This window comes from Pseudomonas sp. EL_65y_Pfl1_R83, assembly GCF_963970695.1.
Lineage (GTDB): Bacteria > Pseudomonadota > Gammaproteobacteria > Pseudomonadales > Pseudomonadaceae > Aquipseudomonas > Aquipseudomonas tritici.
Genome location: NZ_CAXAQI010000004.1, coordinates 385,436 through 411,055, shown reverse-complemented (window position 1 = coordinate 411,055; position 25,620 = coordinate 385,436). Strand labels below are relative to the sequence as shown.

Genomic DNA, 25,620 nt, shown 5'->3' with positions numbered 1-25,620 from the left:
GTTCACTTCAGCTCCTCAATCAGTTCGCCCAGGCGCCGGCGATAGGCGTGATGGTTGAAGCGCTCCGCCCACTGGCGCCGTTGCTCGGGCGATTCCTCATTGGCGCGCTCGCCCAGGCTGACCATCAACTGCGTCAGCGCCGGGCCATCGGTGGGCGAGAAGCGCGGTGCCGACGGCGGGGTGATTTCATCCAGCGACGTACCGCTGGCCACCGCCACCGGGGTGCCCACGCTCAGGGCTTCGATCACAGGCAGACCAAAGCCCTCGGCATACGAAGGTTGCCACAAGCGTAATGCCCGGCGGTACAGCGCGTGCAATTCGGCATCCGACACGCCACTCAGCGCACGAATACCCGGTAGGTCACGCTGGGCTTCGGGCAAATGGTCGAGGCTGCCCACCAGCACCAAATCCGGCACGGCAGGGGATTGGCGTCGCGCTTTCTGCCAGGCCTCCACCAGAAATGGCACGTTTTTGCGCAGCTCGCGGGTGCCCACCAGCAGCCAGTAGCGCTCGGGGAGTTGGCGGGCGCTGAGGTCCGCCGCCAGTTCGGAAAAACCGTCGACCTGGTTGGGCAGCACGCGAATCTTGCCCGCCGACTTGGGAAACAACCGCGCGGTTTCGTCGGCGCTGTACTGCGACGGCGTCCACACCCGGTCGGCGCTGTGCACCGCGTAGGCAATCGACAGGCGATCGCTGGTCTTGTAGATCAGCGCCTTCAAACGGTTGGCGTGGTAGTTGTCCAAGGTGATCTGAAACAGGTCATGCAGCAGCACCACGGTACGCAATCCTTTCGGCTTGGGCGGCAACGGCAGGCCCATGTTAAAGGTGCTGATGTACAGATCGATAGGCTGCTCACGCAACGCGCGCGGTAGAAAACCGGCCTCGAAACGCAGGCGATTCTGCGGCTGGTGCATGGCGGTCTTCGCGCAGCCCCAGGCTGGGCAGTGGGCCTGCAACCGGGTTTCATCGCCCAGGGGCGCCACGGTAAACCGCTCAAGCTCAATGCCCGGCAGGCTGTGCAGGGCGCTTTCCAGCGCGTACACCTGGCGGCTGATGCCCGATTGCGGCGAAGTGCCGACGGTGCGGTAATCCAGGCCTACACGCATGCGGGCTCCTTTTGATTCAACGGCGAAAGGCTCGCGTACACCTGCTCCAGCTGGCTGGCGGCGACGCTCCAGTCATGGGCGCGACGCACATACGCGCGGCCCGCTTCACCCATGGGCCCGGCGGCGTCGGGGAACTGCAGCAGGCGCACCACGGCGTCTGCCAGGCTCGCGGCGGTTTGGCCGCCTAGGTAGTCCAGGCCTTCTACCAGGTCGAGCCCCGAGACACCTTGCTCGGTACTCGCCAGCGGCAGGCCGGCGGCCAAGGCTTCAAGCACCTTGAGTTTGGAACCGCCACCATGGCGCAACGGCGCAAGAAAAACCGAGCAACTCGATTGCAGGTCTATCAGGTTGGGCACAAAACCTTGCCACTCAATGCGTGGGTCCTGCCAGCGCTCGCGCCAGCTGGCTGGCATGCCGAAACCACACACGCTCATGCGTGCCTGCGGGCAGCGTTCCCAGACCTTGGGCAGGATCTCATCCAGCGCCCACTCGATAGCGTCCACATTGGGGGCGTATTCGTAATTGCCCAGGAACAGCACGCGGCGTGCCGATGGGTCGGGATGGGCCACCGCGAAGTGATCGCAATCCACGCCATTGACCACCACCGACACCGGTTTGCCGGCGATCTTCGTCAGGGTCTGTGCGTCGCTGTCAGTCACCGCCACTACCTGCGTGGCCTGGCGCATCACACGACGTTCCCAGCGCGTGTAGCGCCATTGATCGTAGCGAATGAAGGGCAGCGCCCAGCCCGGCAAGCGGTCATAGGTGGCCGCGCCCAGGGCCGACTCGACATTGTGTTCGGTCAGCACGAACGGCTGGGATTTACGCGCCAGCGCGTCCTCGTAAGGCTGGAAGCTGTAGCTGTGCTCAATCTGCACCACGTCCCAATGGTCACCCAGCAACCAGTGGAAGGTTTCCTGCAGTTCATTCGACAGGCCATTCACACTGGCCAGCAGCGGGTAGGGTGCAAACAGCCCGGCCACGAGGGTCTTCACACTGCGCAGTGGGCGGCGCGGCAGGATGATCAGTTGTTCGAGAAATGCTTCCAGCACTTGGCGGTCTGTGAGCGACACCGGGTGCTTGTCATGCAGCAGCAAGGTGATCCGATGCCCGCGCGCTGCCAGGCTGCGCAGCAGGTGAAACTGGCGCGTCTTGCCGCCGCTGGTGGCGGGCCAGGGTGAGTAGGGCAGGATCCATAAAATACGCATCGCAGGCCTCAATCCCATAGCAGAATTTGCAGGTTCGACTTGACCGGTACAGTCAGGCCATTGGTGCCGCTCACCGGGGTCTGGGTGCCGCGCAACGGGTCGTACAGGGTGGCGCTGGCCAGGCCCGGCAAATGCGCGTTGCCGCCCTGGGCAGACCAGAAAAACCATAACTTGCGCCCGTCCGCACGGGTCCAGCCGATGCTGAACAAACCGCCGGGCAACTGGTCGGCAACCGGTGGATCGCCCGGCGTGAGTTGCGGCCCGCTGACGTCGAGGAAGTTTTTCAGCGCGGTGTAGGCGGGCTTGGGGTTGGCGTCGATATCGAGCAGGCCATACGACTGGTCGCGCACGCTGGCGCGCTGGTCGAGGTCGCTGAGGGTGAACAGGAAGATTTTGTCGTAATCCATCGCGCTCATCAGCGCCACGCGCCGCACGATGTAATCGGCCTGGGCTTGTAGCGTGATGATGTCCTGGGCGTCTTTTGGCCCGGGGTAAGTCGACCAGCCCCACTCGGTGCTCCACAGGGTTTGTACACCGCCGTTGCGCAGGGCCTGGTTGAGTTGTGTGGTTTTGGCGATGAAGTCCAGGTTCGCCGGATCGTTGCCTTCAGGCAGTTGGGTGTAGGGGTGGTAGGAAATTACCGTGTTCAAGCTGGCTACACCCAGCGCACCGAGGGCCGCGAGCATGGTCTGCCCATTAGGCATTTCACTGAAGAACGCCATACCAGCGGCCACCACCGGTGTGTTCGGGTTCACGGTGCGCAAGGCATTGGCGGTGGTCGTCAAAAGGGCGGCATAACCGGCCGGGTCCGCTACCGGGCGCCAGAAGCCCAGCAGGTTCGGCTCATTCCACACCTGCCAGGCATCCACACTGGGATAACGCTGGGCCAACAGCGCCATGCGGTTGGCGAACACATTCGGATCCTTGGGCGGGTACTGATCCTGATACGGCGCACCGGCTGGCGCGGTCGTAGCGAAGGGCGCCGAGCCGACCAGGTAGAACACCGACTTGAGCTGGTTGTCCTGCAACTTGCCGACCAACTGATCCAGGGTTGCGACCTGGTACTGGTTCTCGGCAGGTTCAAGCTGATCCCAGTGCAGATCCAGGCGCACCCATTCCAGGCCCAGGGCCTTTAGGCGGTCGATCTGCATCTGGTAACGCACAGGGCTGAACCACAGGAATTGCGCGTTCACCCCCAGGAAATCCTTCCACACCACGACCTTGCTGCCCTTGAGCACAGTGTTCTCCGCATCGGCCTGGCGCCCCCACAAAAACGCGCTGAGGCCCAGGGCGGCGACCACCGCCAAGGTGGCCAGGTAAGTGCGTTTACGCGACATGGCGGGCTCCGACGATGGCCTCGCCAAACAGCGTGACAAATTTCTGCGCCGTCAACGGCCACAACCGTTCGCGACCAATTTCCCCGGCGCGCTCGGCCCAATCCCGCGCCAGCAGCGGCGTGCGTGCCAGGCGCAACAGTTGTTCGCCGAGGGCAGCCACATCACCCTCTGGGTAAATGGCGCCGTTGCCACTGGCGACTTCCTCGGCAAACGCGCGCGCATCGGAGGTGATCGCGCCGCGCCCGCAGGCGGTCGCCCAGGACAACGCCCCACTGGTGCCGCGCTGGCGCCCGAGCAGGCCGAGTTTTTTCGATTCGCGGTACGGCAGCACCATCGCATGGTGGGCCTGGATGGTCTGGGCAATTTCATCGGCGGGCAGGTTCAGCCGCCAGTCGATGGACGCGGTCAGGCCCAGTGACGCGATCTGCGCGTTCAGTTGCGCCAGGTAATTACCGCCCGCGCCAAATGCCATCTCCGGGGCAGTGCCGCCGGCCAGGGTCAGGCGCACGCGATCGCGTAATTCGGGGGCGTGTTTGAACACATCCGCCAGGGCCTGCACCAGGTCTTCGATGCCTTTGCCGCGGTAGATGAAGCCGAAGTACAGCAGGTGCAGCGTGTCCAGCGATGGCAGCGGTGCCGGTGTAATCGCCAGGTTGGCATGGTTGATCACCGCCACTTTGGCGGCGGGCAATTGCATGCGCTGGCTCAAGCACTTGGCGCCCAGGCGGGTGAGGGTCACCAGCCGGGTCAACCCTTTGGCGACCTGGCGTTCTTCGCGCAACGTCAGCGGGTCGGCCAGCACCACGGCCGCTTGGGGCAACGGGCTGGGCAAACGCTCCAGCAGGCTCAAAGGGAACGGCAGATGCTCACGCCGCCACACCATGCGTTCCGGGTCATGCACGGTGGCGGTCAGGGGCAGTTGCGGGTAAGCCTTGCGCAGCTCGCGCAGGGCCAGGAACTCCCCCAGCCGCCCGCCGCCCAGCTCGGCGTGCACCAAGTCGACGGTTTGCCAATCGAAGCCGGCGATGGCCTGCTCTATCGCTTTGGAGTTGCCCGCCACCCCGGCCAACGGCGTCAGCACCGTCACACCGAGTTGTTCCAGCGCCGTACGGAAATGGTTCGCGTAGTCGGCGATGCCGTTTTTTTCCGGCGGCAAGGGCGCGAGCAGGGCGATACGCATCAGAACGCTCCCCGGTATTTGCCAATGGTCTGCAGCACCTTGCTCGGCACTTCGAACTTGCGCCGGTTGATGATGATGCCGTCCACCTTGCCGAACGCCGTGTTGAGAATCGACAGCGCATGCTCCACCACCGGGACGGTACTTTTGCGCGCCTCCACCACCAGCGCGATCAGGTCGGCGCAGCGCAGGGTCACAAACGCATCGCGGTTAGCCAGCAACGCCGAGGCATCCAGCAGCACCACCTCGCCGGGCGCCGCCACTTCAAGCCCGCCGACCCGCACATCGATGCCGTTTTCGGCCAGCAACTGGCGCAGTTGTTCGACCACAAAGGTCACCCCCTCGCCGTGACGCGCTGAGGTCAGCCCGAGTGTCAGGCCCTTCTCGGCGATACGGTCGGGCTGCAGCAAACTGTATAGCCGGTAGATGCTCGCATTGAACGCGTTAGCGCTTTGCGCGGTGGTGGTGTCCAGCTCGGGCAGGGTGGTCCACAGCGGCAGGCCGAACTTGCGCTCCACCAGGCCACCGTCGTGAATACGCTGGTCGAGCAGGTAGCACAGGTAGATCACCAGCAAGCCGACGACGATCGCAAACGGGATCGCCAGGACTAGCATCACCAGGGTTTTCGGGAAGATGCGGCCTGGGTTCAGGGTTGCTGCTTCGATCACGGCAATGTTGCTGATCTGGCTGTTGTCCAGCTCACGGTCGATGCGCGATTTTTCCAGGTTATCCACGTACAGCGCGTAATTGCGCTCGGTGGTGTTCAGCTCTCGGGAGAGGCGGGCCAGCTCCGGTTCTATCTCCAGGGCTTGCTTGCGCTGCGCTTCCAGGTTCACCAATTGTTTCTGCTGTTGAACCAGCTGCGTGCGCAGCGCCAGGTTGTTACTGGTTTCATCCAGCAGCACGCGCTGCAAGTGGATTTCCAGGGTGTTCGGCGCACGGTTTTCCGAGGCTTGAACGGTGTTGCTCTCGCTGGCGACCTGGACCTGCATCGCACGAATCGACGCGTCCAGGGCTTTGACCGGCGGCGCATTGTCCATGTACGTGCGCATCATGTCGGCCTTTTCCAGCAGCTTCTGGTTAAGCAGGCGACGCAAGTCCTGCTGCTGCGGGTTCAGAGCGATCTGGCGCACCGTGGTGACTTCCTTCGGCTGGCCTTTGAGTTGATTGCGTGTGCTCTGGATTGCGCTGTCGGACGAGGCGATCAGCCGCGTAGTGTTGAAGGTCTCGCCGCGCAGCACGTTGATGCGCTCGGACAAGTCTTCCAGGCGGTCGGTGATGCTCGCCGCGCCGATCTCGTTGAGGTGCGTGAGGATCTGTTGCTTGTAGCTCTTGATCTCGGTCGCGCTGTTGGCCGCCTGGCCTTCATAAAAGGCGTACAGGCTCTTGCGCCCCAGGGCCTGGGTGCGTTCGTTGATATAGGTTTCGACCCAATCCTTGACCACCGCCTGGGCGATCTCCGGGTCGCCCCACTTGAAGCTGATATCCATCACCGTCGAGCCGGCGGCGTGGCCCACTTCAAAGTTCTTCTCCAGACTGGCAGCCAGGCGTTCAACCGGGGTAGTCTTTTCGACCACGCCAACGGTTTCCAGCACCACGCGCAGGCCATCGAATACCGCACCCACGCCGCGCTTGACGTAGTACTTGGTGCGCTTCCAGAAGCCTTCCGGCGGTGGCGCGTTGTCGATCACTTCCAGGTAGTGCTCCGCCACCGCGCGCACGATCGGGCGACCGGTGAGCAGGCGCTCCTCGTCGACAATCGGGTCACGCTGCGTGCTGGGCATCACCAGCGCCTGGCGGTTGCTGATCTCGATGGGCAAGGTCGAATCCCGCCCAGGCTTGACCAGCAGGCGCGCAGTGGATTCGTACTTGGCCGGCAGCAAGAAAGCCCCCAGCAGGATGATCACCAGCGCGGCAATCGCCGCCAGTTTGAACTCGCGACGGAAAATGAAGAACAGACGCAGAAGATCACGAAAAGAACGGATCTCGATCATAGGGATGTCGCTCCTTTAGTTACTGCCGCTGCTGGTTCGTGTGTAGTTGTAGCCAACCCCAATGGACTTGGTGAAGGGGATCAGTTGGTTCAGGTAGGTATCCACCCCTTGGATGCGCTCGCCCACGTTGGATTTGGGCACGAACACCACATCGCCGCGTTGCAGGCGCACAGGCTTGCGCCCGTTGGGGCCGGTCTTGAGCAGTTGGCTGAAGTCCAGGAAGTAGGCGCGATAGGCACCCAGTGCGTCTTCACGCAGCAGAGCGACCATGCTGGCATTGCCCGCCGGGCTGACCCCGCCGGCACCGATGATTGCCTGCTCAAGGGTGTTGGCCGTGGCAATCTGCACTGCCGTCGGGTTGTTCACCGCGCCGCCGACGATGATCGAGCTGGCCGGTGCCTGGTTGATGTTTACGGTCACGCGCGGTTCGCGGTAGATCGGCGAGAGCTTGGTGGTCAGCTCCGTGGCCAATTCCGAAGGCTGGCGCCCGGCCACTTGGATCGGCCCCAGGAACGGGTAGTTGATCTTGCCGTCGGTCTGCACCGTGTACAGCGTCAGCTCATAGATGGTGCTGACGTTGAACGCTGACAGCGTCGGCATCTCACCGGCGTCGCGCACGATGCGCAGCTGGTCGCCTATGCGGATACGTTCCATCGCCGGCGGTAGCTGTGCAAGCTGCTCGAGGGCGCGCTTGCCTTCTTCGACGGTCTTGCCGTCCGGCGGCACAATGCGCGCAGGCGTGTTACAGCCTGCCGCAGTCAGCAGGGCTAGCACGAGCAGGGTTCGTTTCATCAAGGGGGACTTCCTGTAGGTCATGATGCTCACCTCCAATAACCGGGAAACATGCTGATGCGCCGCTTGAGGGAGAGGGGGAGACGGCGCTCCAGATGGCCCAGCCGGTAGCCGAGCAATTTGAACGCACTGCGCACCAGCACTTCGGGAATGCGGTGCAAGGCGCGGGCCTTGCGCAAGGCCCTGAGTTCAGCCAGCACATAGCGCTTGCCTTCGCCACCCGCATCGCCAAAGGCCTGCTTGATCCACGGCTCGCGGCCGTAGAACACGCCAATGTCGAAGTAGCGGTGAAACTCATCCATGAGTTTGTAATCGTGGGAGTGGTGCACCAGTGCCGTGGCGGCATAGCGCACCTTGTAGCCTTCGAGCAGCATGCGTGCAGCCACGAAGGCGTCTTCGCTGCCGATCACGTCTGCCGGGAAACCGCCCACCGCCTCCAGCACGATGCGCCGGTACACGGAAAACGAGTCGGAACTGAAGCAGGTCTTGATCCCTAATTCCGCTGCATCGGCCAGGCTTTTGCTGCGGCTCTGTTCCGGGTAGTTGAAGTGCCGCGATTGCGCGCCCAACACACCGGCATCGGGGTGAGGCAGCTGGCGCCCGTAGGCCACGCCATTGAGCGGGTCCTGCTGCAATTCGGCGAGCAGGTTGGCGAAGGTCTCGGGGGTGGCGGGGATCGCGTCCTGGGTCATCACGATCAGCGCCTCACCGCCCACCTGTTCACTGGCCCAGCGCCGCGTACCGCCATGGTTGAAATCACGCGCGTCGATCACCTCAACCCGTGCACCGAACGCGCGAAAGCGCGCCACGGTGTCGTCGCTGGACGCGCTGTCCACCACCAGCAACTCGTCAGGTTGCAGGGTTTGCATCTCCAGCGCCGGCAGCAGGCGTGCCAGGTGGCTGGAGGCGTTACGGGTCGGGATGATCAAAGACGTACGCATGTCATTTTTTCACTTCAGCCGGGGCGCGCCCGTAAATGTCGTCGAAGCGCACGATGTCGTCTTCGCCCAGGTACTCGCCGCTCTGCACCTCGATCATCACCAGGTCGATAATGCCGGGGTTGGTCAGCCGGTGTTTATTCCCGGCGGGGATGTAGGTGGACTCGTTGGCGTTGATCAGGAATTCGCGCTCGCCGTTGGTGATCTGCGCGGCGCCGCTGACCACCACCCAGTGTTCGCTGCGGTGGTGGTGCATCTGCAGCGACAGCGACGCCTGCGGCTTGACCACGATGCGTTTGATCTTGAAGCGGCTGCTTTCCTCCAGCACGGTGTAGGTACCCCACGGCCGGGTGACCGTGCGGTGCAGGCTGTACGCCGGATGGTTCTGGCGCTTGAGTTCGGCGACGATGTAGCGCACATCCTGGCTACGGTGGGCGTCGGCGATCAGCAGCGCGTCGGGCGTGTCGACGATAATCAGGTCACGCACGCCTACTGCGCCGAGTACGCGCTTGGGCGAGTCGATGTAGCAGTTGTGCACGTCATGCAGAATCGCTTCGCCATTGACCTGGTTGCCATGCGCGTCGCTGGGGGTGAGCTGGCGCAGGGCTTCCCACGAGCCGATATCGCTCCAGCCGATGTCGCAGGGCACCACGGCGACTTGCTTGGACTTTTCCATCAAGGCCACGTCGATGGAAATATCCGGCGCGCTGCCGAAGGCTTCCGAGTCCAGCTCACGCTGGCGCGAGGTTTTGTTTTGCAGGCTCTGGCTATGCTCCAGCGCGGTGCGGGCGGCTTCCAGCACGTCGGGCGCATGGGTGGCGAGTTCGTCCACCAGGGTGCTGGCTTTGAAGCAGAACATGCCGGCGTTCCACAGGTGCTTGCCGCCGTCGAGATAGCCTTGGGCGGTGACCAGGTCGGGTTTTTCGACGAAGCGTTTGACCCGGTTGCCCGTGCTCAGTGGCTCACCCTGTTCGATGTAGCCAAAGCCGGTTTCCGGGTGATCCGGCTGGATACCGAACGTCACCAGGTAACCGGCTTCGGCCAGGTCGCGGGCCTGGGTCACGGCCTCGGCAAACGCCACTTCATTGAGGATCAAATGGTCGGCGGGCATGACCAACAACTGCGCGTCGCCGCCAAAATGTTCCTGTACGTGCAACGCCGCCACCGCAATTGCCGCTGCCGTATTACGCCCGAACGGCTCCAGCAGCAGGTCCAGGGGCAGGTGAGCCTTGTTGACCAGGCGGTAGTCATCCAGGGTGCGGAACAGCAGGTCGCGGTTGGTCACCGTCAACACGCTTTCCACGCCGGGCAGTTTGGCCGCGCGCTGAAAGGTTTTCTGCAGCAGGCTTATGCCATCGCGCATGCGCATGAACGGCTTGGGCATGTTCTGCCGGGACACCGGCCACAGCCGCGTGCCCGAACCACCGGAAATGATGCAGGGAATCAATCCGTTGAGGGTGTTCATCAATAGACTTCCTTGGTGGAAAGGACGGCCGGGACTGTCATGAAGACGATGTACAGGTCAAACCACACCGACCACTTGGAGATGTACTCCAGGTCGTACTCGACGCGTTTCTGGATCTTGAACAGGGTGTCGGTCTCCCCCCGGTAACCGTTGATCTGCGCCCAGCCGGTGATACCGGGCTTGACTCGGTGACGCGAGCTGTATTCGCTGACCGCCACTTCGAAGGGCACGCCCGCGGCCTTGGTCGCCGTGGCGTGCGGGCGCGGGCCGACCATGGACATGTTGCCCAGCAGCACATTGAACAGTTGCGGCAGCTCGTCGATGCTGGTCTTGCGGATGATGCGGCCCACGCGCGTGATGCGCGGGTCTGCGCGCGTCGTTTGGCGCTCGGCGGTGAAGTCGCTCTGGTCGGTGTACATCGAGCGAAACTTGAACACGCGGATTTCGTTGTCGTTGTAGCCATAGCGGTTCTGGCGAAACAGCACTGGGCCCTTGGAGTCGAGCTTGATCGCAATCGCTGTCGCCACCATCAGCGGTGACAGGCACACCAACGCCAGGCTGGCCAGCAGGAAATCCTCACAGCGCTTGATCACTGGCGACCAGCCGCGCAATGGCAACTGCGAGGTGTTGAACATCAGGATGCCGCCCACATCGGTGATTTTGCTGTGGCCGTAGCGCAGGGCTGCCATGTCCGGCACCAGCATGACGTTCACCGACAGTTGCCGCAGGCGGTTGACCAAGCCGTGGATGCGCTGCTCGGCGGCCCAGGGCAGGCAGATCATCACTTGGTTGACCTGCTCGGCACGGATCAGTTTTTCGAGGTCGCGGGTATTGCCCAGCAGGGGCAACTTGCTCAGCTCCTTGGGAATGCGCTCGGTGCGGTCGTCGATAAAACCGACCAGGCCGGAACGGATATCGCCGTGGCGCTGCAGGTGATCTGCGACGTGCACAGCGGTGTCGGTAAAGCCCAGGATCACCGTGCGTTGCAGGTATTTGCCAGCCCGCATCAGCCTGCGATAAAGGCGCAACATCACCAGGCGTTCCAAGCAGAACAACGTCAGGCTGGCGACGTACCACGTCGCCAGGTTACGCGGGGTTAATTGCGGGAACATCTGCAGGATCTGGTACATGAACAATAGAATGCAAAACGCCGCCGACCAGGCTTTGATCTTGGTTTTCAAGCGCAGCCGGTTACTGAACAATTCTTCGGAATATATGCCCAGGGCCTGAAAGAGAATAATGGTCAGGACCGCGAAAAACACCAACATGCCCACGAAATGAGCGCGCAGTTCAGGGTCAATCGGGTCCAGGAAAAGCACCAGGACCAGTGGAGGCAAAATGGCCGACAGGCCGTGGATCAATTTGACGAAAACAACAAAGAATTCAACAAAACCAGCACGTGTTAAAAACAAGCTGTCGACTGACGACTTCTCTCGCATAAACCATCCCTCATTGCACGCCAAGCGGCACTGTTCGACTGTTCGCTCAATAAAGCAGCGGGCCGCTTTAGCGTTCAGCTCGAACTGGCTGCACTGGGTAATACGCAACTTTCCAATTCAAATGCACCCTCCAAACACAGCTATTCATTTGAAGTGATTTTGCGGGGGTAGTGACTAAAGGCGTTTTCCCTTTATATGTTTAGTCAATAAATTGACTTTTATGCGAGACCCCCATACTAGACAGTTTTATCATTATTTTTAGTGGCGTTTTATTGACATTCCTTGTCTGGGCACTGGGTGATTGGGTGTGTTTTTGAGTGTAGGAACAAATAAGGAATTTTTCCTGCTTTAAGGAGAAAGCTTTTTTGCAGTGCGCTGGGAAAGAGGGACAAAAGAGAGGTGGCAGGGCGCACTAAGTGCCCTGCCCATCGGGCTTCCGCCCGATCAGAAGTTACCTTTCAAACTAACCAAAAAAATGACGCGGTTCACCCTGGAAGTTGCCGCAGAAGGTACGCCTACGTTCCATTTCGACAGTGCGGTGTCGAACGTGTAGTCACCCCACGAGCGTGCGGCCATTCGCGATTGCCAGAAACAATGTATCCAGCACAATTTTTTGTTCGCACACGGTACGCCGATTAGTCTGCAGGCTTTTCCGGTGGATGGCTTGAGCATGATTGACCTTGCAACCCTGGCGGTTTTTTCGGGTGCTGTGCAGTTGCTGCTGTTATCGCCTGGGCCGAACATGGCCTTTGTGATCAGCCACGGCGTGACTCATGGCTGGCGCGGGGGAGTGGCATCAGCCTTGGGTATCAGCGTGGCCGACCTGTTGCTGACCGCATTGACCGCCACGGGGGTGACGGCGTTGGTCGCCAGTTGGCCGCCATCCTTCGATTTGATCCGCTATGCGGGAGTGGTCTACCTGCTGTGGCTGGTGGTCAAGACGTTGCAGAAAAATCCAGGGCTGGGCGCGGCCCAGGTCAATCGCGTGCCCCTTGGACGAGTGTTTCTGCAGGCCATGTTCAACAGCCTGCTCAACCCCAAGGCATTGCTGTTTTTCGTGGTGTTTTTGCCGCAGTTTATACGGCCGCAGGTGGGGTCAATTGCCGTGCAGTTGATGGTGCTCGGGGGCGTGCTGACGTTAATCGCTGGGGTGTTTCATGCGGTGCTGGGCATTTTTGGTGGTGCGCTGAGCCGATTCTTCGCCAGGCGCTCAAAAGGCGCCTGGCTACAGAAATGGGGTTTGGCGACGGTGCTGATGGTGCTGGCCGTGCGCCTGGCGCTGATGTCTCGCCCAAGCTGATTCAACTCACGCCTGTCAGCCCAGGCGTGCAGCTGCGCGTGCGACGATCTCGCCGCGAACTCTGCGCGATTCGGCCGTGCGCTTGTTGGCTTCCTCCAACACGTGCTTGGGCGCAGTGTTCGGTCGGCCTGCATCGAACGGTGGCGCTGGCGCATATTCAATCTGCAACTGCACCAGTTGCGCCGCCGCGTCACTGTACAACTCGGCCGCCAGGGTCAGGGCGAAGTCGATGCCGGCGGTGATGCCGCCACCGGTGAACAGGTTGCCATCACGCACCACGCGCTCTTGCACCGGGGTCGCGCCGAGCGGGGCGAGCAGGTCGTGGTAAGCCCAGTGAGTCGTTGCCCTGCGCCCGCGCAGCAAACCCGCCGCGCCCAGTACCAGCGAGCCGGTGCACACTGAGGTCACATAGCGTGCGGTTTGCGCCTGGGCCTTGAGGAAGTCCAGGGTGAGCGGGTCTTCCATCAACGCGCCGACGCCGGAGCCGCCCGGTACGCAGACCACATCCAGGCGCGGGCAGTCGGCATAGGTCATGGTCGGGGTGAACACCAGGCCGGTGCTCGAGGTGACCGGTTGCAGGTCTTTCCACACCAGGTGCAACTTCACGTCCGGCAGCGAACCGAGTACGTCATAGGGGCCGGTCAGGTCCAGTTGCTGGATACCGGGGAACAACACAAAGCCGATCTGCAAGCTCATGAATAGCGCTCCGTCAAAAGGGTGGACGGCTTCACTCTAGAGGCCTACGCTTTGGCGAATACGCCATTGAGCCCACGAATCACGCCAATCATGCCCAGAATCGTCCATGTCCTCGCTTTTGATAATGCCCAGGTGCTTGATGTGACCGGGCCGTTGCAGGTATTTGCCTCTACCAATGACCTGGCGCGCCAGCGTGGCGAACCCTTGCCTTACGCCGTCTCGGTGATCGCCGCGCAAACGCCGCCGGTGATGACCTCCGCTGGCCTGGCATTGGTGGCCGAGCCGCTGCCTACCGTCGATGCACCGTGCGACACACTGGTGATCGCAGGCGGTTGGGGCGTGTACGGCGCTGCCGAAGACCCGGCCCTGGTGGGTTGGGTGCGTGAGAAAGCCAAGCACACCCGACGCATGACTTCGGTGTGTACCGGTGCGTTCCTGCTGGCCGCCAGCGGCATGCTCGACGGCTGCCGCGTGGCTACCCACTGGACGCGTTGCGAAGAGCTGGCGCGCCAGTTCCCCTCGTTGACGGTGGAGTCCAACCCGATCTTTATCCAGCAGGGCGCCGTCTGGACCTCTGCCGGCGTCACCGCTGGCATTGACCTGTGCCTGGCGTTGGTGGAACAAGACCTGGGCCGCGCCGTGGCCCTGGAAGTGGCGCGGCACCTGGTGGTATTCCTTAAGCGCCCCGGTGGCCAGTCGCAATTCAGCGTAACCCTCTCCCTGCAAAAAGAGGGCAGCCGTTTCGCGGACCTCCACGCCTGGATGGCCGAAAACCTTACCCTGGATTTGAACATCCCGACACTGGCCGCCCAGGCCGGCATGAGTGAACGCAGCTTTGTACGCCACTATCGCGCCGAGACGGGTCAGACCCCGGCGCGTGCCGTCGAATTGATCCGCGTCGAAACCGCGCGCCGGCAACTGGCCGACAGCACGGCGTCGATCAAACGCATCGCCGTGCAGTGCGGGTTTGGCTGCGAGGAAACCCTGCGCCGCAGCTTTCTTCGTGCCTTGTCGGTAACGCCCCAGGCTTATCGTGAACGCTTCGCGCCGGTGACTTAGGCGAGCAATTCCAGCAGCGCATCAAGCGTGGCTTGCGGCGCTTCCTGAGGGATGTTGTGGCCCACGCCGGGCAACACCTGGCGCCGGTAAAACCCACTGAAATGCGCCACGTCATCATCCTCTTCGGGGGGCGGGCCCACCCCGTCATCGGCACCGCACAACGAAATGCTCGGCACCGAAATCGCCGGCTGCAACATCAGGGCCTGCTCGATGGCTTCGAGTGCGGGGTCGCCAGGCGCATACATGAAACGGTGGCGATAGGAATGGATCACCAACTCGACAAAGTCCGGGTTATCAAACGACGGCGCCGTCTGCTCATACAGCCCCGGTCCTTCGGTCCAGGACGGCGACCACAGTGACCACAGCAGTTCGCAGAGTTCGCGGCGGTTGGCGGTCAAGCCGTCGACACCGCGCTGGGTATGAAAGTAGTACTGGTACCACAAGCGATGTTCCGTCTCGGGTGCCTGTGGCGCCAGCGACTTGGCGATGTCCTGGATGTTGTAGCCGTCACCGGTCACCAATCCACTGACGCGCTCGGGCCACAGCGCCGCGACGATACACGCGGCACGTCCACCCCAGTCGTAGCCGGCGAGGGTCGCCTGTGGGATGCCCAGCGCATCCATGAAGTCCAGCAGGTCCTTGGCCAATGCCGCCTGCTGTCCGGAGCGCATGACGTGTTCGTTGATAAAACGCGTCGGGCCGTAACCGCGCAGGTACGGCACCAGCACTCGCAAGCCATGCCCGGCCAGTACCGGCGCTATCGCGTCATAGGCGCGAGGGTCGTAGGGGAAACCGTGCAGCAGGATTACAGGTTTTCCGTCAGCGGGGCCGTGGGCTTCATACGCCACATCGAGCATGGAAGTACGGATGTAAAGCAGCGGGGCATTGGTGGTCATGGTGAGCGTTCATCGGCTGGCCAGAGGTGCTGGAACTCTAGCCGAAAGCCGTGAACGGAAGGGGTGGAATTTAAGGCAATGGGCTGACGTGTGTAGCCCGAGGTCAGCGCCGCTCGGCGACCTCAGGGTTGCCAGGTGGTTTTTTCCCCGCTGAGCTTACGGTCCAGGAACGTCGCTGCGCTGATCAACGCCAAGTGGCTCAAGGCCTGCGGCGTATTGCCCAAGTGGCGGGCCTGGCTGTCGAACTCTTCTGCGTACAGCCCCAGCGGGTTGGCGTAGCGCAGCAGTTGTTCGAATTCCAGGTGGGCCTTTTCCACTTGCCCGGCGCGGGCCAGGCATTCGACGTACCAGAACGAGCAGGCCGCAAATGCGCCTTCGGTGCCTTGCAGGCCGTCGATCTGGCTGTCGTCGTTGCGATAGCGGTAGACCATGCCGTCGCGCACCAGGCTTTTCTGGATGGCTTCCAGCGTTGAGAGCCAGCGTGGATCGGTCGCCGCGACGAAGCGCACCAACGGCATCAGTAGCATCGAACCGTCGAGCGCGGTGCTGCCGATATGCTGCACAAAATGTCCGCGTTCCTCGTTCCAGAAGTTGCTCCAGATGTCGGCATAGATCGCTTGGCGGGTCTGGTCCCAACGTGCAAAAGGCGCCGGCAGCGAACGCTTGGACGCCAGGCGGATGGCGCGGTCCAGCGCGACCCAGCACATCAGTCGCGAGTGCAGGAAGTGATGCTGCTCGCCGCGCATTTCCCAGATGCCTACGTCTTTGGTGTTCCAGATCTCGCAGACCTGATCGGTGACTTCTACCGTATGTTTCCAGCCCTCATGAGAGATGGCTTCGCCGTACTTGTTGACCAGGTACACCGCGTCCATCAGTTCGCCGTAGATGTCGAGCTGAATCTGGTCGAACGCCTCGTTGCCAATGCGCACCGGCTTGGCGCCGCCGTGGCCGCTGAAGTGGTCCAGTTGGGCTTCCGGCAGCTCCTGACGACCATCGATGCCGTAGAGAATATTGATTTTGGTCGGCTGGCCGCAGCAGTCACTGACGCGTCCTTTAAGCCAGCTCATGTAAGCGTTGGCTTCTTCGACAAACCCCAGGCGCATAAAAGCGTAGACGGTGAACGAGGCGTCGCGGATCCAGGTGTAGCGGTAGTCCCAGTTACGTTCGCCACCCGGCGCTTCCGGCAGGCCGAAGGTGGCAGCGGCGATGATTGCGCCGTGTTTGCGCGAGGTCAAAAGCTTGAGCGCCAGGGCCGAGCGGTTGACCATTTCGCGCCAGCGGCCACGGTAGTTCGACTGCGCGATCCAGCCGCGCCAGAACTTCAAGGTGTGGGCCAGCGCCAGGTCGGTGCAGCCACCGTCGACGCGTTCATCCTCCTGGCCGCCCAAGACGAACTCGGCACCTTCTTCCTGGTCCAGGGTAAAACTGGCCACGGCTTCGCCGTCCTTGATCTGCAACGGCTGGTTGCTGGCCAGGCGCAGGCCAGGTTGGCCGTCGGCGCTGAAGCACACCTTGCCGTTGTCGAGGGTGGCATGGGTAGGCGTGCGCGCGTAGTCGTGGCGCACCGCGCAACGCAGATGAAGGGTGGCCTTGCCACTGACCACGCGCACTCGGCGGATCAGCAGCGGCAGGTCTTCGATTTCTTCGCTGATGACCAGCAGATCAGTGATCTCCACCACGGCTTCGTCGCTGAGCCAGCGGGTTTGCAGCACGTTGGTGTCGGGCAGGTAAATTTGTTCGCGCCGCGCGTTGGGCAGGTCCGGCGCGAGTTGGAAAATGCCGGCGTCGGGGGTGTCCAGCAGCGAGCAGAAGATCGACGGGCTGTCGAATTCCGGCCAGCAAAAGAAGTCGATGCTGCCTTTATCGTTTACCAGGGCCGCACTGCGCATATCGCCGATGATGCCGTGGGCATCGATGGCGCTTTGTTGCTCGTTCAAATCAACCATTGCCACGAAACTCCGGATAAAGGCTCATGCCGCCATCGATAAAGAGCGTGCTGCCCACGACGTAGTCGGAAGCATCACTGGCCAGCCACACCACGGCGTTGGCTACATCTTCTACATCGCCGACGCGGCCATAGGGAATCAGCTTCAGCAGTTCCTTCTCTGCGGCGCCTTCAGTGGTCGCACGGTTGATCGCCGTACGAATCGCGCCGGGCGCAATGCCATTGATGCGGATGCGCTGTTCGCTGACTTCCTGGGCGAGTGTGCGCATCAGCATTTCCACGCCACCTTTGGACGCCGCGTAATTCACATGCCCGGCCCAGGGGATCAACTGGTGCACCGAGCTCATGTGGATGATTTTGCCTGCCGCCCGCGACACACCCTCGCGCACGCCCTGGCGATTGAAGGTCCGCACAGCCGCACGCGCACACAGAAACTGGCCGGTGAGGTTGACGCCGATCACTGCATTCCAGTCGTCGAGGCTCATGTCGACCAGGTTGGCGTCCTTTTGCATGCCGGAATTGGCTACCAGGATGTCCAGGTGGCCGAAGGCATCCAGCGCCTGGGCAAACAGCCGCTCCACGTCCGCTTCTTTAGACACGTCGGCGCCGATCGCAATCGCCCGGCCGCCGCTGGCATTGATCTGTGCGGCGAGGGCTTCGGCGGGCGCCGCCTGGGTGTTGTAATTCAGCACCACGGCCGCTCCGGCCTGTGCCAGAGCCTTGGCCGCCCCGGCACCGATGCCCGAACTGGCGCCAGTCACCAGTGCCACTTGTTGTTCCAACGAAATACGCATTGCTCACCCAGCCTTAAATTCGTGAGTTCAAGTAGCTGACTGATAGCGCGCAAGGGAAGTTCACCCGTGTGAAATGAGCGACTACAACCATGGTGAAAAATGGAATAACAGAACTATAAAAAATAACCATAAGATACTAAAAAACCATTCAAAAGCGTTTGACAGGATTTTTCGCCCCGTGTCTTATAGGCACACCTCAACCCGCTCCGTTGGTAGTTCGGAAGTCATCGCGGGGCCAGCTATAAGAGATATCTATGTGCCTCTTGGCCGATACAGGGGAACTGCCCGTTCAGGAAACAGCCGCTGCCTTAGTGGGTGTACCTAAGTTAGTTATCTTTGATTGCGACGGTGTGCTTGTCCAAAGCGAAGAAATAACTCTGTCGGTGTTGATTACCCTGCTAAATGCATTAGTGCCGGACGACGCGATGCTTGATGTCACACGTTTTATCGAGCACTTCCGTGGGCGCAAGATCGTTGAATGTTTACGCGAAGCGGAACAGCTTTTAAATATTCGTCTAGACAGTGAGTTTGAACAGTACTTTCGCAAGCAGGCATTGGACGCACTGACAGAAAGTTTAAAAGCCACTGAGGGAGTGATTGAAGTACTGCAAGCGCTGACGGTTCCCTTTTGCGTGGCGTCCAGTGCCCCACGTGACAAAATAGAACACTGTCTGCGCCTCACCGGGCTGTTCTCTTATTTCGAAGGGCGAATATTCAGCTGCTATGAGTTGGGCCGTTGGAAACCTGACCCCTTGGTGTTTCTGACAGCGTGTGACACTTACGGTATTGACGTGAGTGATGCATTGGTTGTTGAAGACAGTGTTACCGGTATTCAGGCTGCTGTTGCCGCCCATCTACGTGTCCTGGGTTTTGGCCCTGCGCATCGGCATCCGCAGTTAGTGGCTGCTGGCGCACTGCCGATTGCCGATATACGTGAAATGTTGGCCGTTTTTAATTGATCTTATTACTCAGGGAGGAGGCGTCGTGAATACACGTGGTTACGTAGAACGGCTTAAACGCAACGATCACACTTCAGAAGTGTGGTGGGATTCATCGCCTGCCGTGTACCTGCCTTATAAACTGCACCTGCTGGAGAAATACCCGGCGGCGACGCCTTATATAGATGCGTTGATGCCGGATGATATCTCCCAGCCCAGGGGCGTGTGCAGCGTGACCACCAACCCGCGGTTGGTGACGGCCGTTATCCTCGAAAAGCGCGAGTATTGGTCATCGCGTTTCAATCTCGCGAGCCTGTCTGCCAGGGAGTTGCGCAAGCAGTTGTACAACGAAGTCATCCTCGAAGGCGCCGCGACGCTCACGCCGCTGTGGGTTCAGTCGGCGCAGGTCGAGGGCTGGATTTCCGCCCAGGTAGACCCGGTGGATGTGCGCTGCACCGAGCGCATGACCGCCAGGGGCCTGGAACTGCATCGCCTTGCACCGAACGTGATGGTCAAGGTGCCTGGCAGCCTGGAGGGGCTGGCGACTGTCGAACAGCTGGTAGCCCTGGGCGCGTCGGTGAATATCACCTTCTGCTTCACGGTGGCGCAGTTCCAGGCCGGTATCCAAGCCATCGAGCGCGGCATGGCGACTGCACGCAGCAACGGCCTCGACACCCGTCGCTGCAAGTACGTCATCACTTTCATGATTGGGCGTTTCGCCTGCCAGCCCGAATTCACCTTGCAGGCGGCGGAGCGTGGCCTGGTCTTGAGTGCCGAGGAACTGCGCTGGGCCGAATTGATGATCTACGAGCAGGTGCAGGCGCTGGTCGCGGCCTCGGCCGTGCCGGTCAAAACCTTGCTCTCCAGCATAAAAGTCGACGTGGACGAGCGTGGCAACAAACACTGCTGGCACTTGGAAAAAACCGGGCAGACGGCGACGTGCTACACGCTGACGCCGGAGGTGGTGGAGTTTCTGATCGAGCGCGAGAGCCACGGCAAGCCGGTGATGCCTGCGGTGGGCCCCCAGAAGCCGCCTGCGTCGACCTTCGCCAAGCTGATCCGCATCCCGTATTTCTACGAAGCCTATTTCATCGACAGCATCGAGCCGTACGACTTTGGCAACCACGAGGCGTTTATCAACGCCTGCAATGAAGCCAACAGCGCGCACCGGCGCCTGGCGGACTACTGCGTTCGGTTGTGCCCGGTGACCAAACCCTTCAAACGCGCGCTCAACGCGCTGCTGGCCGCCGAATTCGGGGTGATCGCATGAACCGGATGATCGGGTTGTGGGCCCACCCACGTTCGCGCTCCACCGTATTGGAGCGCGTGTTTATCGAGCGGGGGGATTTCGAGGTCTTTCACGAGCCCTTTGCGCATATGGCGTTTTCAGAGGACTCGGCGATCCCTTCGGATGAGTGGGATCACAGTTTACCCACCACTTACCAGGGTATAAAAGAACACTTGGTCACTGCGCGCGAACGCACTAACGTTTTTCATAAAGATATGTGTTACCACTGTTTGGATGATTTGAAAGTTGATGTCGGCTTTCTGGCGCAACAGGACAATATCTTTCTTATTCGCGAACCTGCCAGCAGTATTATTTCTCATCATCGAGTCCACCCCGATATGCCGTTGCAGGCCATCGGGCATAAAGCGCTTTACGACATATTCTGCGTGGTCACTAAACTCACCGGCAACGTGCCTTACGTGATCAATGCAGATGATTTGGCCACCGAACCGGAGCGGGTGATTCGCAAACTGTGTGACCACTTGGGTATTGAGTTTCTGCCGCACGCCATGACGTGGAAGCGCGAGTGTCCACAACAATGGAAAACCTGGCGGAGTTGGCATGTGGCGGCGGAAAACAGCGAGCGCATTGTTTTGCCGGATCATCAAACTATCGATGTCGAGGCGTTCGAACAATATCCGAAGTTAAAAGAGATGTATGAATACCATCGGACGTTTTACGCGCGCATGAATGAGTTTTGTCAATAAGGACATTTGTATGAGAAAGCTGATTGTCACCGGAGCGGCCAACGGAATTGGTCGAGCGACTGTCGAGGTGGCTATTCAACAGGGTTACTTTGTTATCGCCGCCGACAAAGATGCTGAAGGCCTGAAAGTATTGCAGGACCTCTACAGCGCGGACGTGTTCGACGCACAGGTTGTCGACTTTTCTGATATGGCCGTTATCAAACGTTTTATTCCAACCCTGTATGAGCGCCACGCGACTATTTATGGACTCGTCAATAACGCCGGTATTTACCACGGCAAAAGTGTCTACGCCTATTCCGATGAACAAATAGACGAGATCCTCAACGTCAACCTCAAGGCGCTGGTGTATCTCTCCAAAGACTTCGCCGAACGGGAAATGAAGCACGAGGCCCCGCGCAGTATCGTCAATATCGCTTCGGTGGCGGGTGAAGTCGGCAGCTGCGACGCCCTCTACGGTGCCACCAAGGCGGCGGTGATCGGCCTGACCAAGGCCAACGCCTGGAATTTCGCACCGTTTGTGCGGGTGAACGCGGTGTCCCCGGCGCTGATCCACGAAACCGCCATCTACGACACCATCCCCGAATACCGGCGTGCTGAGTACGCACGCCAGGAAGTCCTCAAGGACCCCATCCTGCCGAGCGGCGTTGCCGAGGTCATCATGCTGCTGGTCGGCGATGCGATGCGCCACATCACCGGCAGGGTCATTCCGGTCGACAACGGAGCCTACCCACGATGAGCCAGTCGATGCCCAGGAAAAAACTGCTGGTGGTCGGCGCCGGCAACCTGTGCCTGCAGATCCTCAAGATTCTCGGCCCCAAAAACGCTTTCGACTTTGTAGTATTGGGCCGCAATGAAGAGGCGACGATTCGGCTGTGTAACCTGGTAGCACTGTCGTGTGCGCAATTGGGGCAATTCATTGCCATCAAGCCGGTGGTCGCCGACCTGACAGATATCGCGAAAGTCGCGCAACTGCTGCGTGAAGAAGCGCCGGATATGCTGGTGAACTGCGCGTCGCTGCAGTCCTGGCGGGTTATTACCGGGTTGCCCAAGCTGTCGTTCGAGAAGCTTGACCAAGCCCAGTTCGGTCCCTGGCTGCCTATGCACCTGACGCTGATGCATTGCCTGATGCGAGCGGTAAAAGCCTCGGGCATCACCACTAAAACCATTAATGCGGCGTTCCCCGATGCGGTCAATCCGATTCTGGCGCGCATTGGCCTGGCGCCGGATATCGGCGTGGGCAATGTGGCCAACCTGGTTCCCGCCGTGCGGTTTTCCATCGCCCGCTTGCTCGAATGCGCGCCCGCTGATGTGCAAGTGCAGCTGTATGCCCAGCATTACTTCAGCCACTACGTGCCGCGTGGTGGCTTGCCCCCGCGTGCCAGTTACCGGTTGTTGTATGAGGTGCGCGACCGGCCGGAGCTGGCTGGTCCGTCGGCCGAGGCGATTTTCTCTACGGTGAAATCCGTATTCCGTCGCCTGGGCGGGGTGGATGGGCAGTTCCTCACGGCATGTTCCGCCGTCACGGTCATCGAAGGGCTGTTTTCACCCACGCCAGTGTTGGTGCATGCGCCAGGCCCGCTCGGGCTTCCGGGCGGTTACCCGGTGTTGCTGCACGAGGGGCGGATCGAGGTGCAGTTCTCCGAGGCTTGCCCAAAGGACGAAGCGGTGCGCATCAACACCATTTGCCAGGGCCAGGATGGCATTGACGAAATCCATTGTGATGGATCAGTCAGCTACAACCCGCAGTGCATGGCCGTCATGCAATCGATGCTGGGGTATTCCAAGAACACCATGTCTATCGAGCAGTCCGCCGAGTTCGCCCTCGAGTTGGCGAGCAAGTACCTGTCCTTCAAGAACTCAACCTGGTAGGTGTGTGATGAGTCAGATTTCCGAGCGCAAGCACAACGAAGTTGCCAGTTATTCCACGCAGTACTCGGCGGATTTCGTCGAGCGTTGGGATGAGTTGATCGACTGGGAAAAACGCAAGGCAGGGGAGGGCGGGTTCTTTGAAAACCTGCTGCACAAGCACGGCGTGCGCTCGGTCATCGACGTATCGACGGGCAGTGGTTTTCATGCGGTGCAACTCAAGCAGGCGGGCTTTGATGTGGTCGCCACGGATGGCAGCAGCACGATGTTGACCAAGGCGCGGGCGAATTTTCGCAAACACGGGCTGGACATCGAGTCCCATTACCGCGACTGGCACTCACTGGACCCGCAGGAGCTGGGCCAATTCGACGCCGTGGTGTGCCTGGGCAGTTCGCTGTGCCATGTGTTCGCCGCTCATGACCGATTGAGCGTGTTGGCGAAGTTCAGGGCATTGCTCAAGCCGGGTGGCTTGTTGATTGTGGATCAGCGTAATTTCCTGGCCATTCGCGCGGGTAACTTCAAAGCCAGCGGGAATTATTATTATTGCGGTACACACGCATCCGTGAGCTTGGGGCAGGTCGATGAGCACCTGTGTGAGTTCATCTACAACTTTGATAACGAAGAACGGTACACGCTGAAGGTTTACCCGTTGTTGCCGGGTGAGTTGGCCACTGAAATGCTCGCTTCCGGGTTTCGCGCCCATGAGAGCTACGGTGATTTCAAGTCTGTCTACGACATGATGAATTGTGATTTCGTCATCCACACCGCGCGCGCTGAATGAGAGGTCGATGATGAGCACACTTGTTCAGAGCAATACCCGCCCCTTGGACAGCGTCGTATTGGCGGTCGTCCTCACTGGCTTCGTGGCCAGCACCTACGGGTTTGGCGTGTACCTGTTCGCCAACCTCGTGGTGGACATGCGCCGCGACATCGGCTTCGACTACACCACAGTGGGCTTGATCACCGGCGGCGCGCAGATCGGATTCCTGTTGTTCTCGTCAGTGACCAGCTATATCAGCCGGTTTTTCGAGGGCTGGAAAATCAGCCTGGTGTCCACGATGATGACCTCCCTGGCGCTGCTGGGCCTGAGTATCAGTGACAGTATCTGGCTGTCGGGCGCTCTTTTGATCCTGCTCGGTGGCTGTTCCGCCTCGGTGTACATCCCGTTGGTGGAAATCGTCACCAAGGGTTTCAGCCCGGGTAATCGCTCCCGGGTCATGGGGCTGATTTCCAGTGGCACCAGCTACGGCGTGTTCATCAATGGCTTGCTGGTGTCGTTCCTGACATTGAATGGCGGCTGGCGCTCGATCTGGCTTACCGCTGGCCTGATATCGCTTGTGCTGTGCGTGGTGGCGTGGTTTCTGTTGCGCACCCTGGCCACGAGCCGGGATACCGAGTTTTCCGGGGAGCGCGCCGCTGCATTTGACAGTCAACGACCCTGGCTCAGCCGTTCGTTGTACCTGACGTGGGCCATCGCCTTTCTCAATGGCATGGCGCTGCTGCCGTTCCAGACGTACCTCGCGCCGTTCCTGCGTGATGAGTTGGGCGTGTCGGTACAAGACGCCGGGTTTATCTGGACCACCATCGGTGCTGTGGGCATGGCGTCGGGTTTTCTGGTGGGGTGGATTGCCGACAAGGTCGGTGTGCGGGCGTCGCTGGCGATGTGTTTTTTCAGTGCCGGGCTGGCCGCCACCCTGGTGTTCAGTTTCAACAGCCTCCCGCTGTTCTACCTGGCGGCGTTTCTCTTTGCACTGGCGTTTTACCCCATCTTTGGGCTGGTCCCCAGTTACATCGGGCAAATCGTGCCGGTCAACCGGTTGATCCAGGCATTTGGCATCGCCAACGTTCTGATCGGCTTGGGTGGGGTGTGCGGCAACTTCCTGGGCGGCTTTTCCAAGGACCTGACCGGGTCGTTCTCGACGGTCTACTGGGGGGTTGCGCTGTTGTTGTTCGTGCAATGCGTGATGGTGTTCATGTTGGGTAAACAGCCTGTTTCGGTCGAGGAGGGCGAGCAGTCATGAGTTATTTTCCAGACAGTCAAAACCAGAATCTGCATGCGTTCGCATTCAGCCACCGGCGCGCCGAACACAGGCGGATGAATCACAAGCCTGCCGTTATCTGGATGACCGGTATCTCTGCGTCCGGTAAGTCGACCATCGCTGATGCACTGGACATTGCCCTGCAGGAACAAGGGCGGATCACGGCCATTATTGACGGCGACTCGGTACGTGGTGGGCTGTGCCGGGACTTGGGTTTTACCGACAGCGACCGCGATGAAAATATCCGCCGGGTCGCCGAGGTCGCGCGGCTGATGCTCGACGCGGGGCTGATGGTGATTGTCGCGCTGATTTCACCCTCATCGGCCAGCCGGCACTATGCGCGCTCGATTATCGGCAATGAATACTTCGTGGAAGTGCATGTGGACGCGCCGCTGGAAACCGCCGAACAGCGTGATCCTAAAGGCCTGTATAAAAAGGCTCGCGCGGGGTTGATCAAGAACTTCACCGGTATTGACTCCAATTATGACGTGCCGGTGTTTCCGGAAGTGCACTTGAACACCCAGGCGCTTTCCGTGGCGCAGTCTGTGGCGGCTATCCTTGATTGGGTGGCGCATAACGACGAGCGCACCTAGCCGTCTGTCTTTGCGTCAGGTTTGCGCCGGGATCGCAATGTCT

At 60.6% G+C, this 25,620-nt stretch carries 23 protein-coding genes; 10 read left to right on the top strand and 13 right to left on the bottom strand.

The annotated features are described in order from the left end of the window. Positions 1 to 2: 2 nt before the first annotated feature. The 9 genes from AACY08_RS08370 to AACY08_RS08330 are packed head-to-tail and all read right to left on the bottom strand — an operon-like array spanning position 3 to position 11,456. Positions 3 to 1,106, bottom strand: coding sequence for a glycosyltransferase family 4 protein (locus AACY08_RS08370; protein WP_339421122.1), 1,104 nt, complete (start codon positions 1,104 to 1,106; stop codon positions 3 to 5). Continuing rightward, positions 1,097 to 2,314 carry a glycosyltransferase family 4 protein gene (locus AACY08_RS08365; RefSeq protein WP_339469015.1) on the bottom strand — a complete coding sequence of 406 codons (1,218 nt, stop codon included), beginning with the start codon at positions 2,312 to 2,314 and terminating at the stop codon, positions 1,097 to 1,099. Before AACY08_RS08365 ends, AACY08_RS08370 begins: the two co-directional genes overlap by 10 nt. A gap of 8 nt (positions 2,315 to 2,322) precedes the next feature. Continuing rightward, positions 2,323 to 3,651 (bottom strand): GH39 family glycosyl hydrolase, encoded by a 1,329-nt coding sequence (locus AACY08_RS08360; protein WP_339469013.1) that lies wholly within the window; start codon positions 3,649 to 3,651, stop codon positions 2,323 to 2,325. Then, the gene (locus AACY08_RS08355) at positions 3,641 to 4,831 is read right to left on the bottom strand and encodes a glycosyltransferase (RefSeq protein WP_339469012.1); all 1,191 of its coding nucleotides are present in this window, start codon (positions 4,829 to 4,831) and stop codon (positions 3,641 to 3,643) included. The genes AACY08_RS08360 and AACY08_RS08355 overlap by 11 nt, the downstream gene beginning before the upstream one ends. Continuing rightward, positions 4,831 to 6,822: a GumC family protein gene (locus AACY08_RS08350; RefSeq protein WP_339469010.1), complete on the bottom strand. Its 1,992-nt coding sequence runs from the start codon at positions 6,820 to 6,822 to the stop codon at positions 4,831 to 4,833. Before AACY08_RS08350 ends, AACY08_RS08355 begins: the two co-directional genes overlap by 1 nt. 15 nt (positions 6,823 to 6,837) lie before the next feature. Then, positions 6,838 to 7,614 carry a polysaccharide biosynthesis/export family protein gene (locus AACY08_RS08345; protein ID WP_339469008.1) on the bottom strand — a complete coding sequence of 259 codons (777 nt, stop codon included), beginning with the start codon at positions 7,612 to 7,614 and terminating at the stop codon, positions 6,838 to 6,840. Positions 7,615 to 7,643: 29 nt separating this feature from the next. Continuing rightward, on the bottom strand, positions 7,644 to 8,555 hold the full coding sequence (locus AACY08_RS08340) for a glycosyltransferase family 2 protein (RefSeq protein ID WP_339469006.1): 912 nt from the start codon (positions 8,553 to 8,555) through the stop codon (positions 7,644 to 7,646). A 1-nt stretch (position 8,556) separates the two neighbouring features. Further along, positions 8,557 to 10,017, bottom strand: coding sequence for a mannose-1-phosphate guanylyltransferase/mannose-6-phosphate isomerase (locus tag AACY08_RS08335; protein ID WP_339469005.1), 1,461 nt, complete (start codon positions 10,015 to 10,017; stop codon positions 8,557 to 8,559). Further along, complete coding sequence (locus tag AACY08_RS08330; protein ID WP_339469004.1) at positions 10,017 to 11,456, bottom strand: undecaprenyl-phosphate glucose phosphotransferase; 1,440 nt, start codon at positions 11,454 to 11,456, stop codon at positions 10,017 to 10,019. Before AACY08_RS08330 ends, AACY08_RS08335 begins: the two co-directional genes overlap by 1 nt. Positions 11,457 to 12,126: 670 nt before the next feature. Between AACY08_RS08330 and AACY08_RS08325 the strand changes: the two genes are divergently transcribed. Further along, positions 12,127 to 12,756, top strand: coding sequence for a LysE family translocator (locus AACY08_RS08325; protein ID WP_339469003.1), 630 nt, complete (start codon positions 12,127 to 12,129; stop codon positions 12,754 to 12,756). Positions 12,757 to 12,771: 15 nt separating this feature from the next. On the opposite strand, the gene inhA is transcribed toward AACY08_RS08325, so the two are convergent. Then, a complete protein-coding gene (gene inhA / locus AACY08_RS08320) occupies positions 12,772 to 13,452 on the bottom strand; it encodes an isonitrile hydratase (RefSeq protein ID WP_339469002.1) in 681 nt (226 codons plus the stop codon). A 90-nt stretch (positions 13,453 to 13,542) separates the two neighbouring features. Between inhA and AACY08_RS08315 the strand changes: the two genes are divergently transcribed. After that, entirely contained in the window at positions 13,543 to 14,511 is a 969-nt protein-coding gene (locus AACY08_RS08315) for a GlxA family transcriptional regulator (RefSeq protein ID WP_339421106.1), read from the top strand. Here the strand turns inward: AACY08_RS08315 and AACY08_RS08310 are convergent. From AACY08_RS08310 to AACY08_RS08300, 3 genes are all read right to left on the bottom strand, one after another. Further along, complete coding sequence (locus AACY08_RS08310; RefSeq protein WP_339469001.1) at positions 14,508 to 15,407, bottom strand: alpha/beta fold hydrolase; 900 nt, start codon at positions 15,405 to 15,407, stop codon at positions 14,508 to 14,510. The genes AACY08_RS08315 and AACY08_RS08310 overlap by 4 nt on opposite strands. 122 nt (positions 15,408 to 15,529) lie before the next feature. Further along, a complete protein-coding gene (locus AACY08_RS08305) occupies positions 15,530 to 17,353 on the bottom strand; it encodes a glycoside hydrolase family 15 protein (RefSeq protein WP_339468999.1) in 1,824 nt (607 codons plus the stop codon). Then, entirely contained in the window at positions 17,346 to 18,146 is an 801-nt protein-coding gene (locus tag AACY08_RS08300) for a glucose 1-dehydrogenase (protein ID WP_339468998.1), read from the bottom strand. Before AACY08_RS08300 ends, AACY08_RS08305 begins: the two co-directional genes overlap by 8 nt. A 254-nt stretch (positions 18,147 to 18,400) precedes the next feature. On the opposite strand from AACY08_RS08300, the gene AACY08_RS08295 reads away from it, so the two are divergent. The 8 genes from AACY08_RS08295 to cysC are packed head-to-tail and all read left to right on the top strand — an operon-like array spanning position 18,401 to position 25,577. Next, entirely contained in the window at positions 18,401 to 19,105 is a 705-nt protein-coding gene (locus AACY08_RS08295) for an HAD family hydrolase (protein ID WP_339468997.1), read from the top strand. Between the two features lie 25 nt (positions 19,106 to 19,130). Then, a complete protein-coding gene (locus AACY08_RS08290) occupies positions 19,131 to 20,354 on the top strand; it encodes a transaldolase family protein (protein WP_339468996.1) in 1,224 nt (407 codons plus the stop codon). After that, the gene (locus AACY08_RS08285; RefSeq protein ID WP_339468994.1) at positions 20,351 to 21,079 is read left to right on the top strand and encodes a sulfotransferase-like domain-containing protein; all 729 of its coding nucleotides are present in this window, start codon (positions 20,351 to 20,353) and stop codon (positions 21,077 to 21,079) included. Before AACY08_RS08290 ends, AACY08_RS08285 begins: the two co-directional genes overlap by 4 nt. A 10-nt stretch (positions 21,080 to 21,089) precedes the next feature. After that, entirely contained in the window at positions 21,090 to 21,815 is a 726-nt protein-coding gene (locus AACY08_RS08280; protein ID WP_339468992.1) for an SDR family NAD(P)-dependent oxidoreductase, read from the top strand. Next, positions 21,812 to 22,948, top strand: coding sequence for a hypothetical protein (locus tag AACY08_RS08275; RefSeq protein WP_339468990.1), 1,137 nt, complete (start codon positions 21,812 to 21,814; stop codon positions 22,946 to 22,948). The genes AACY08_RS08280 and AACY08_RS08275 overlap by 4 nt, the downstream gene beginning before the upstream one ends. 7 nt (positions 22,949 to 22,955) lie before the next feature. Next, positions 22,956 to 23,726 (top strand): class I SAM-dependent methyltransferase, encoded by a 771-nt coding sequence (locus tag AACY08_RS08270; protein WP_339468988.1) that lies wholly within the window; start codon positions 22,956 to 22,958, stop codon positions 23,724 to 23,726. A 10-nt stretch (positions 23,727 to 23,736) separates the two neighbouring features. After that, a complete protein-coding gene (locus AACY08_RS08265) occupies positions 23,737 to 24,966 on the top strand; it encodes an MFS transporter (RefSeq protein WP_339468987.1) in 1,230 nt (409 codons plus the stop codon). Next, positions 24,963 to 25,577 (top strand): adenylyl-sulfate kinase, encoded by a 615-nt coding sequence (gene cysC / locus AACY08_RS08260; protein WP_339468985.1) that lies wholly within the window; start codon positions 24,963 to 24,965, stop codon positions 25,575 to 25,577. The genes AACY08_RS08265 and cysC overlap by 4 nt, the downstream gene beginning before the upstream one ends. Positions 25,578 to 25,620 lie beyond the last annotated feature (43 nt).

Excerpts from the sequence above, each read along its gene's own strand:
- cysC (WP_339468985.1), top strand. The coding sequence starts at position 24,963 with ATGAGTTATTTTCCAGACAGTCAAAACCAGAATCTGCATGCGTTCGCA.
- AACY08_RS08270 (WP_339468988.1), top strand. The coding sequence starts at position 22,956 with ATGAGTCAGATTTCCGAGCGCAAGCACAACGAAGTTGCCAGTTATTCC.
- AACY08_RS08350 (WP_339469010.1), bottom strand. The coding sequence starts at position 6,822 with ATGATCGAGATCCGTTCTTTTCGTGATCTTCTGCGTCTGTTCTTCATT.
- AACY08_RS08330 (WP_339469004.1), bottom strand. The coding sequence starts at position 11,456 with ATGCGAGAGAAGTCGTCAGTCGACAGCTTGTTTTTAACACGTGCTGGT.
- AACY08_RS08265 (WP_339468987.1), top strand. The coding sequence starts at position 23,737 with ATGAGCACACTTGTTCAGAGCAATACCCGCCCCTTGGACAGCGTCGTA.
- AACY08_RS08280 (WP_339468992.1), top strand. The coding sequence starts at position 21,090 with ATGAGAAAGCTGATTGTCACCGGAGCGGCCAACGGAATTGGTCGAGCG.
- AACY08_RS08295 (WP_339468997.1), top strand. The coding sequence starts at position 18,401 with ATGTGCCTCTTGGCCGATACAGGGGAACTGCCCGTTCAGGAAACAGCC.
- AACY08_RS08365 (WP_339469015.1), bottom strand. The coding sequence starts at position 2,314 with ATGCGTATTTTATGGATCCTGCCCTACTCACCCTGGCCCGCCACCAGC.
- AACY08_RS08345 (WP_339469008.1), bottom strand. The coding sequence starts at position 7,614 with ATGAAACGAACCCTGCTCGTGCTAGCCCTGCTGACTGCGGCAGGCTGT.
- AACY08_RS08335 (WP_339469005.1), bottom strand. The coding sequence starts at position 10,017 with ATGAACACCCTCAACGGATTGATTCCCTGCATCATTTCCGGTGGTTCG.
- AACY08_RS08285 (WP_339468994.1), top strand. The coding sequence starts at position 20,351 with ATGAACCGGATGATCGGGTTGTGGGCCCACCCACGTTCGCGCTCCACC.
- AACY08_RS08340 (WP_339469006.1), bottom strand. The coding sequence starts at position 8,555 with ATGCGTACGTCTTTGATCATCCCGACCCGTAACGCCTCCAGCCACCTG.
- AACY08_RS08300 (WP_339468998.1), bottom strand. The coding sequence starts at position 18,146 with ATGCGTATTTCGTTGGAACAACAAGTGGCACTGGTGACTGGCGCCAGT.
- AACY08_RS08355 (WP_339469012.1), bottom strand. The coding sequence starts at position 4,831 with ATGCGTATCGCCCTGCTCGCGCCCTTGCCGCCGGAAAAAAACGGCATC.
- AACY08_RS08310 (WP_339469001.1), bottom strand. The coding sequence starts at position 15,407 with ATGACCACCAATGCCCCGCTGCTTTACATCCGTACTTCCATGCTCGAT.
- inhA (WP_339469002.1), bottom strand. The coding sequence starts at position 13,452 with ATGAGCTTGCAGATCGGCTTTGTGTTGTTCCCCGGTATCCAGCAACTG.
- AACY08_RS08360 (WP_339469013.1), bottom strand. The coding sequence starts at position 3,651 with ATGTCGCGTAAACGCACTTACCTGGCCACCTTGGCGGTGGTCGCCGCC.
- AACY08_RS08325 (WP_339469003.1), top strand. The coding sequence starts at position 12,127 with ATGATTGACCTTGCAACCCTGGCGGTTTTTTCGGGTGCTGTGCAGTTG.
- AACY08_RS08370 (WP_339421122.1), bottom strand. The coding sequence starts at position 1,106 with ATGCGTGTAGGCCTGGATTACCGCACCGTCGGCACTTCGCCGCAATCG.
- AACY08_RS08275 (WP_339468990.1), top strand. The coding sequence starts at position 21,812 with ATGAGCCAGTCGATGCCCAGGAAAAAACTGCTGGTGGTCGGCGCCGGC.
- AACY08_RS08315 (WP_339421106.1), top strand. The coding sequence starts at position 13,543 with ATGCCCAGAATCGTCCATGTCCTCGCTTTTGATAATGCCCAGGTGCTT.
- AACY08_RS08305 (WP_339468999.1), bottom strand. The coding sequence starts at position 17,353 with ATGGTTGATTTGAACGAGCAACAAAGCGCCATCGATGCCCACGGCATC.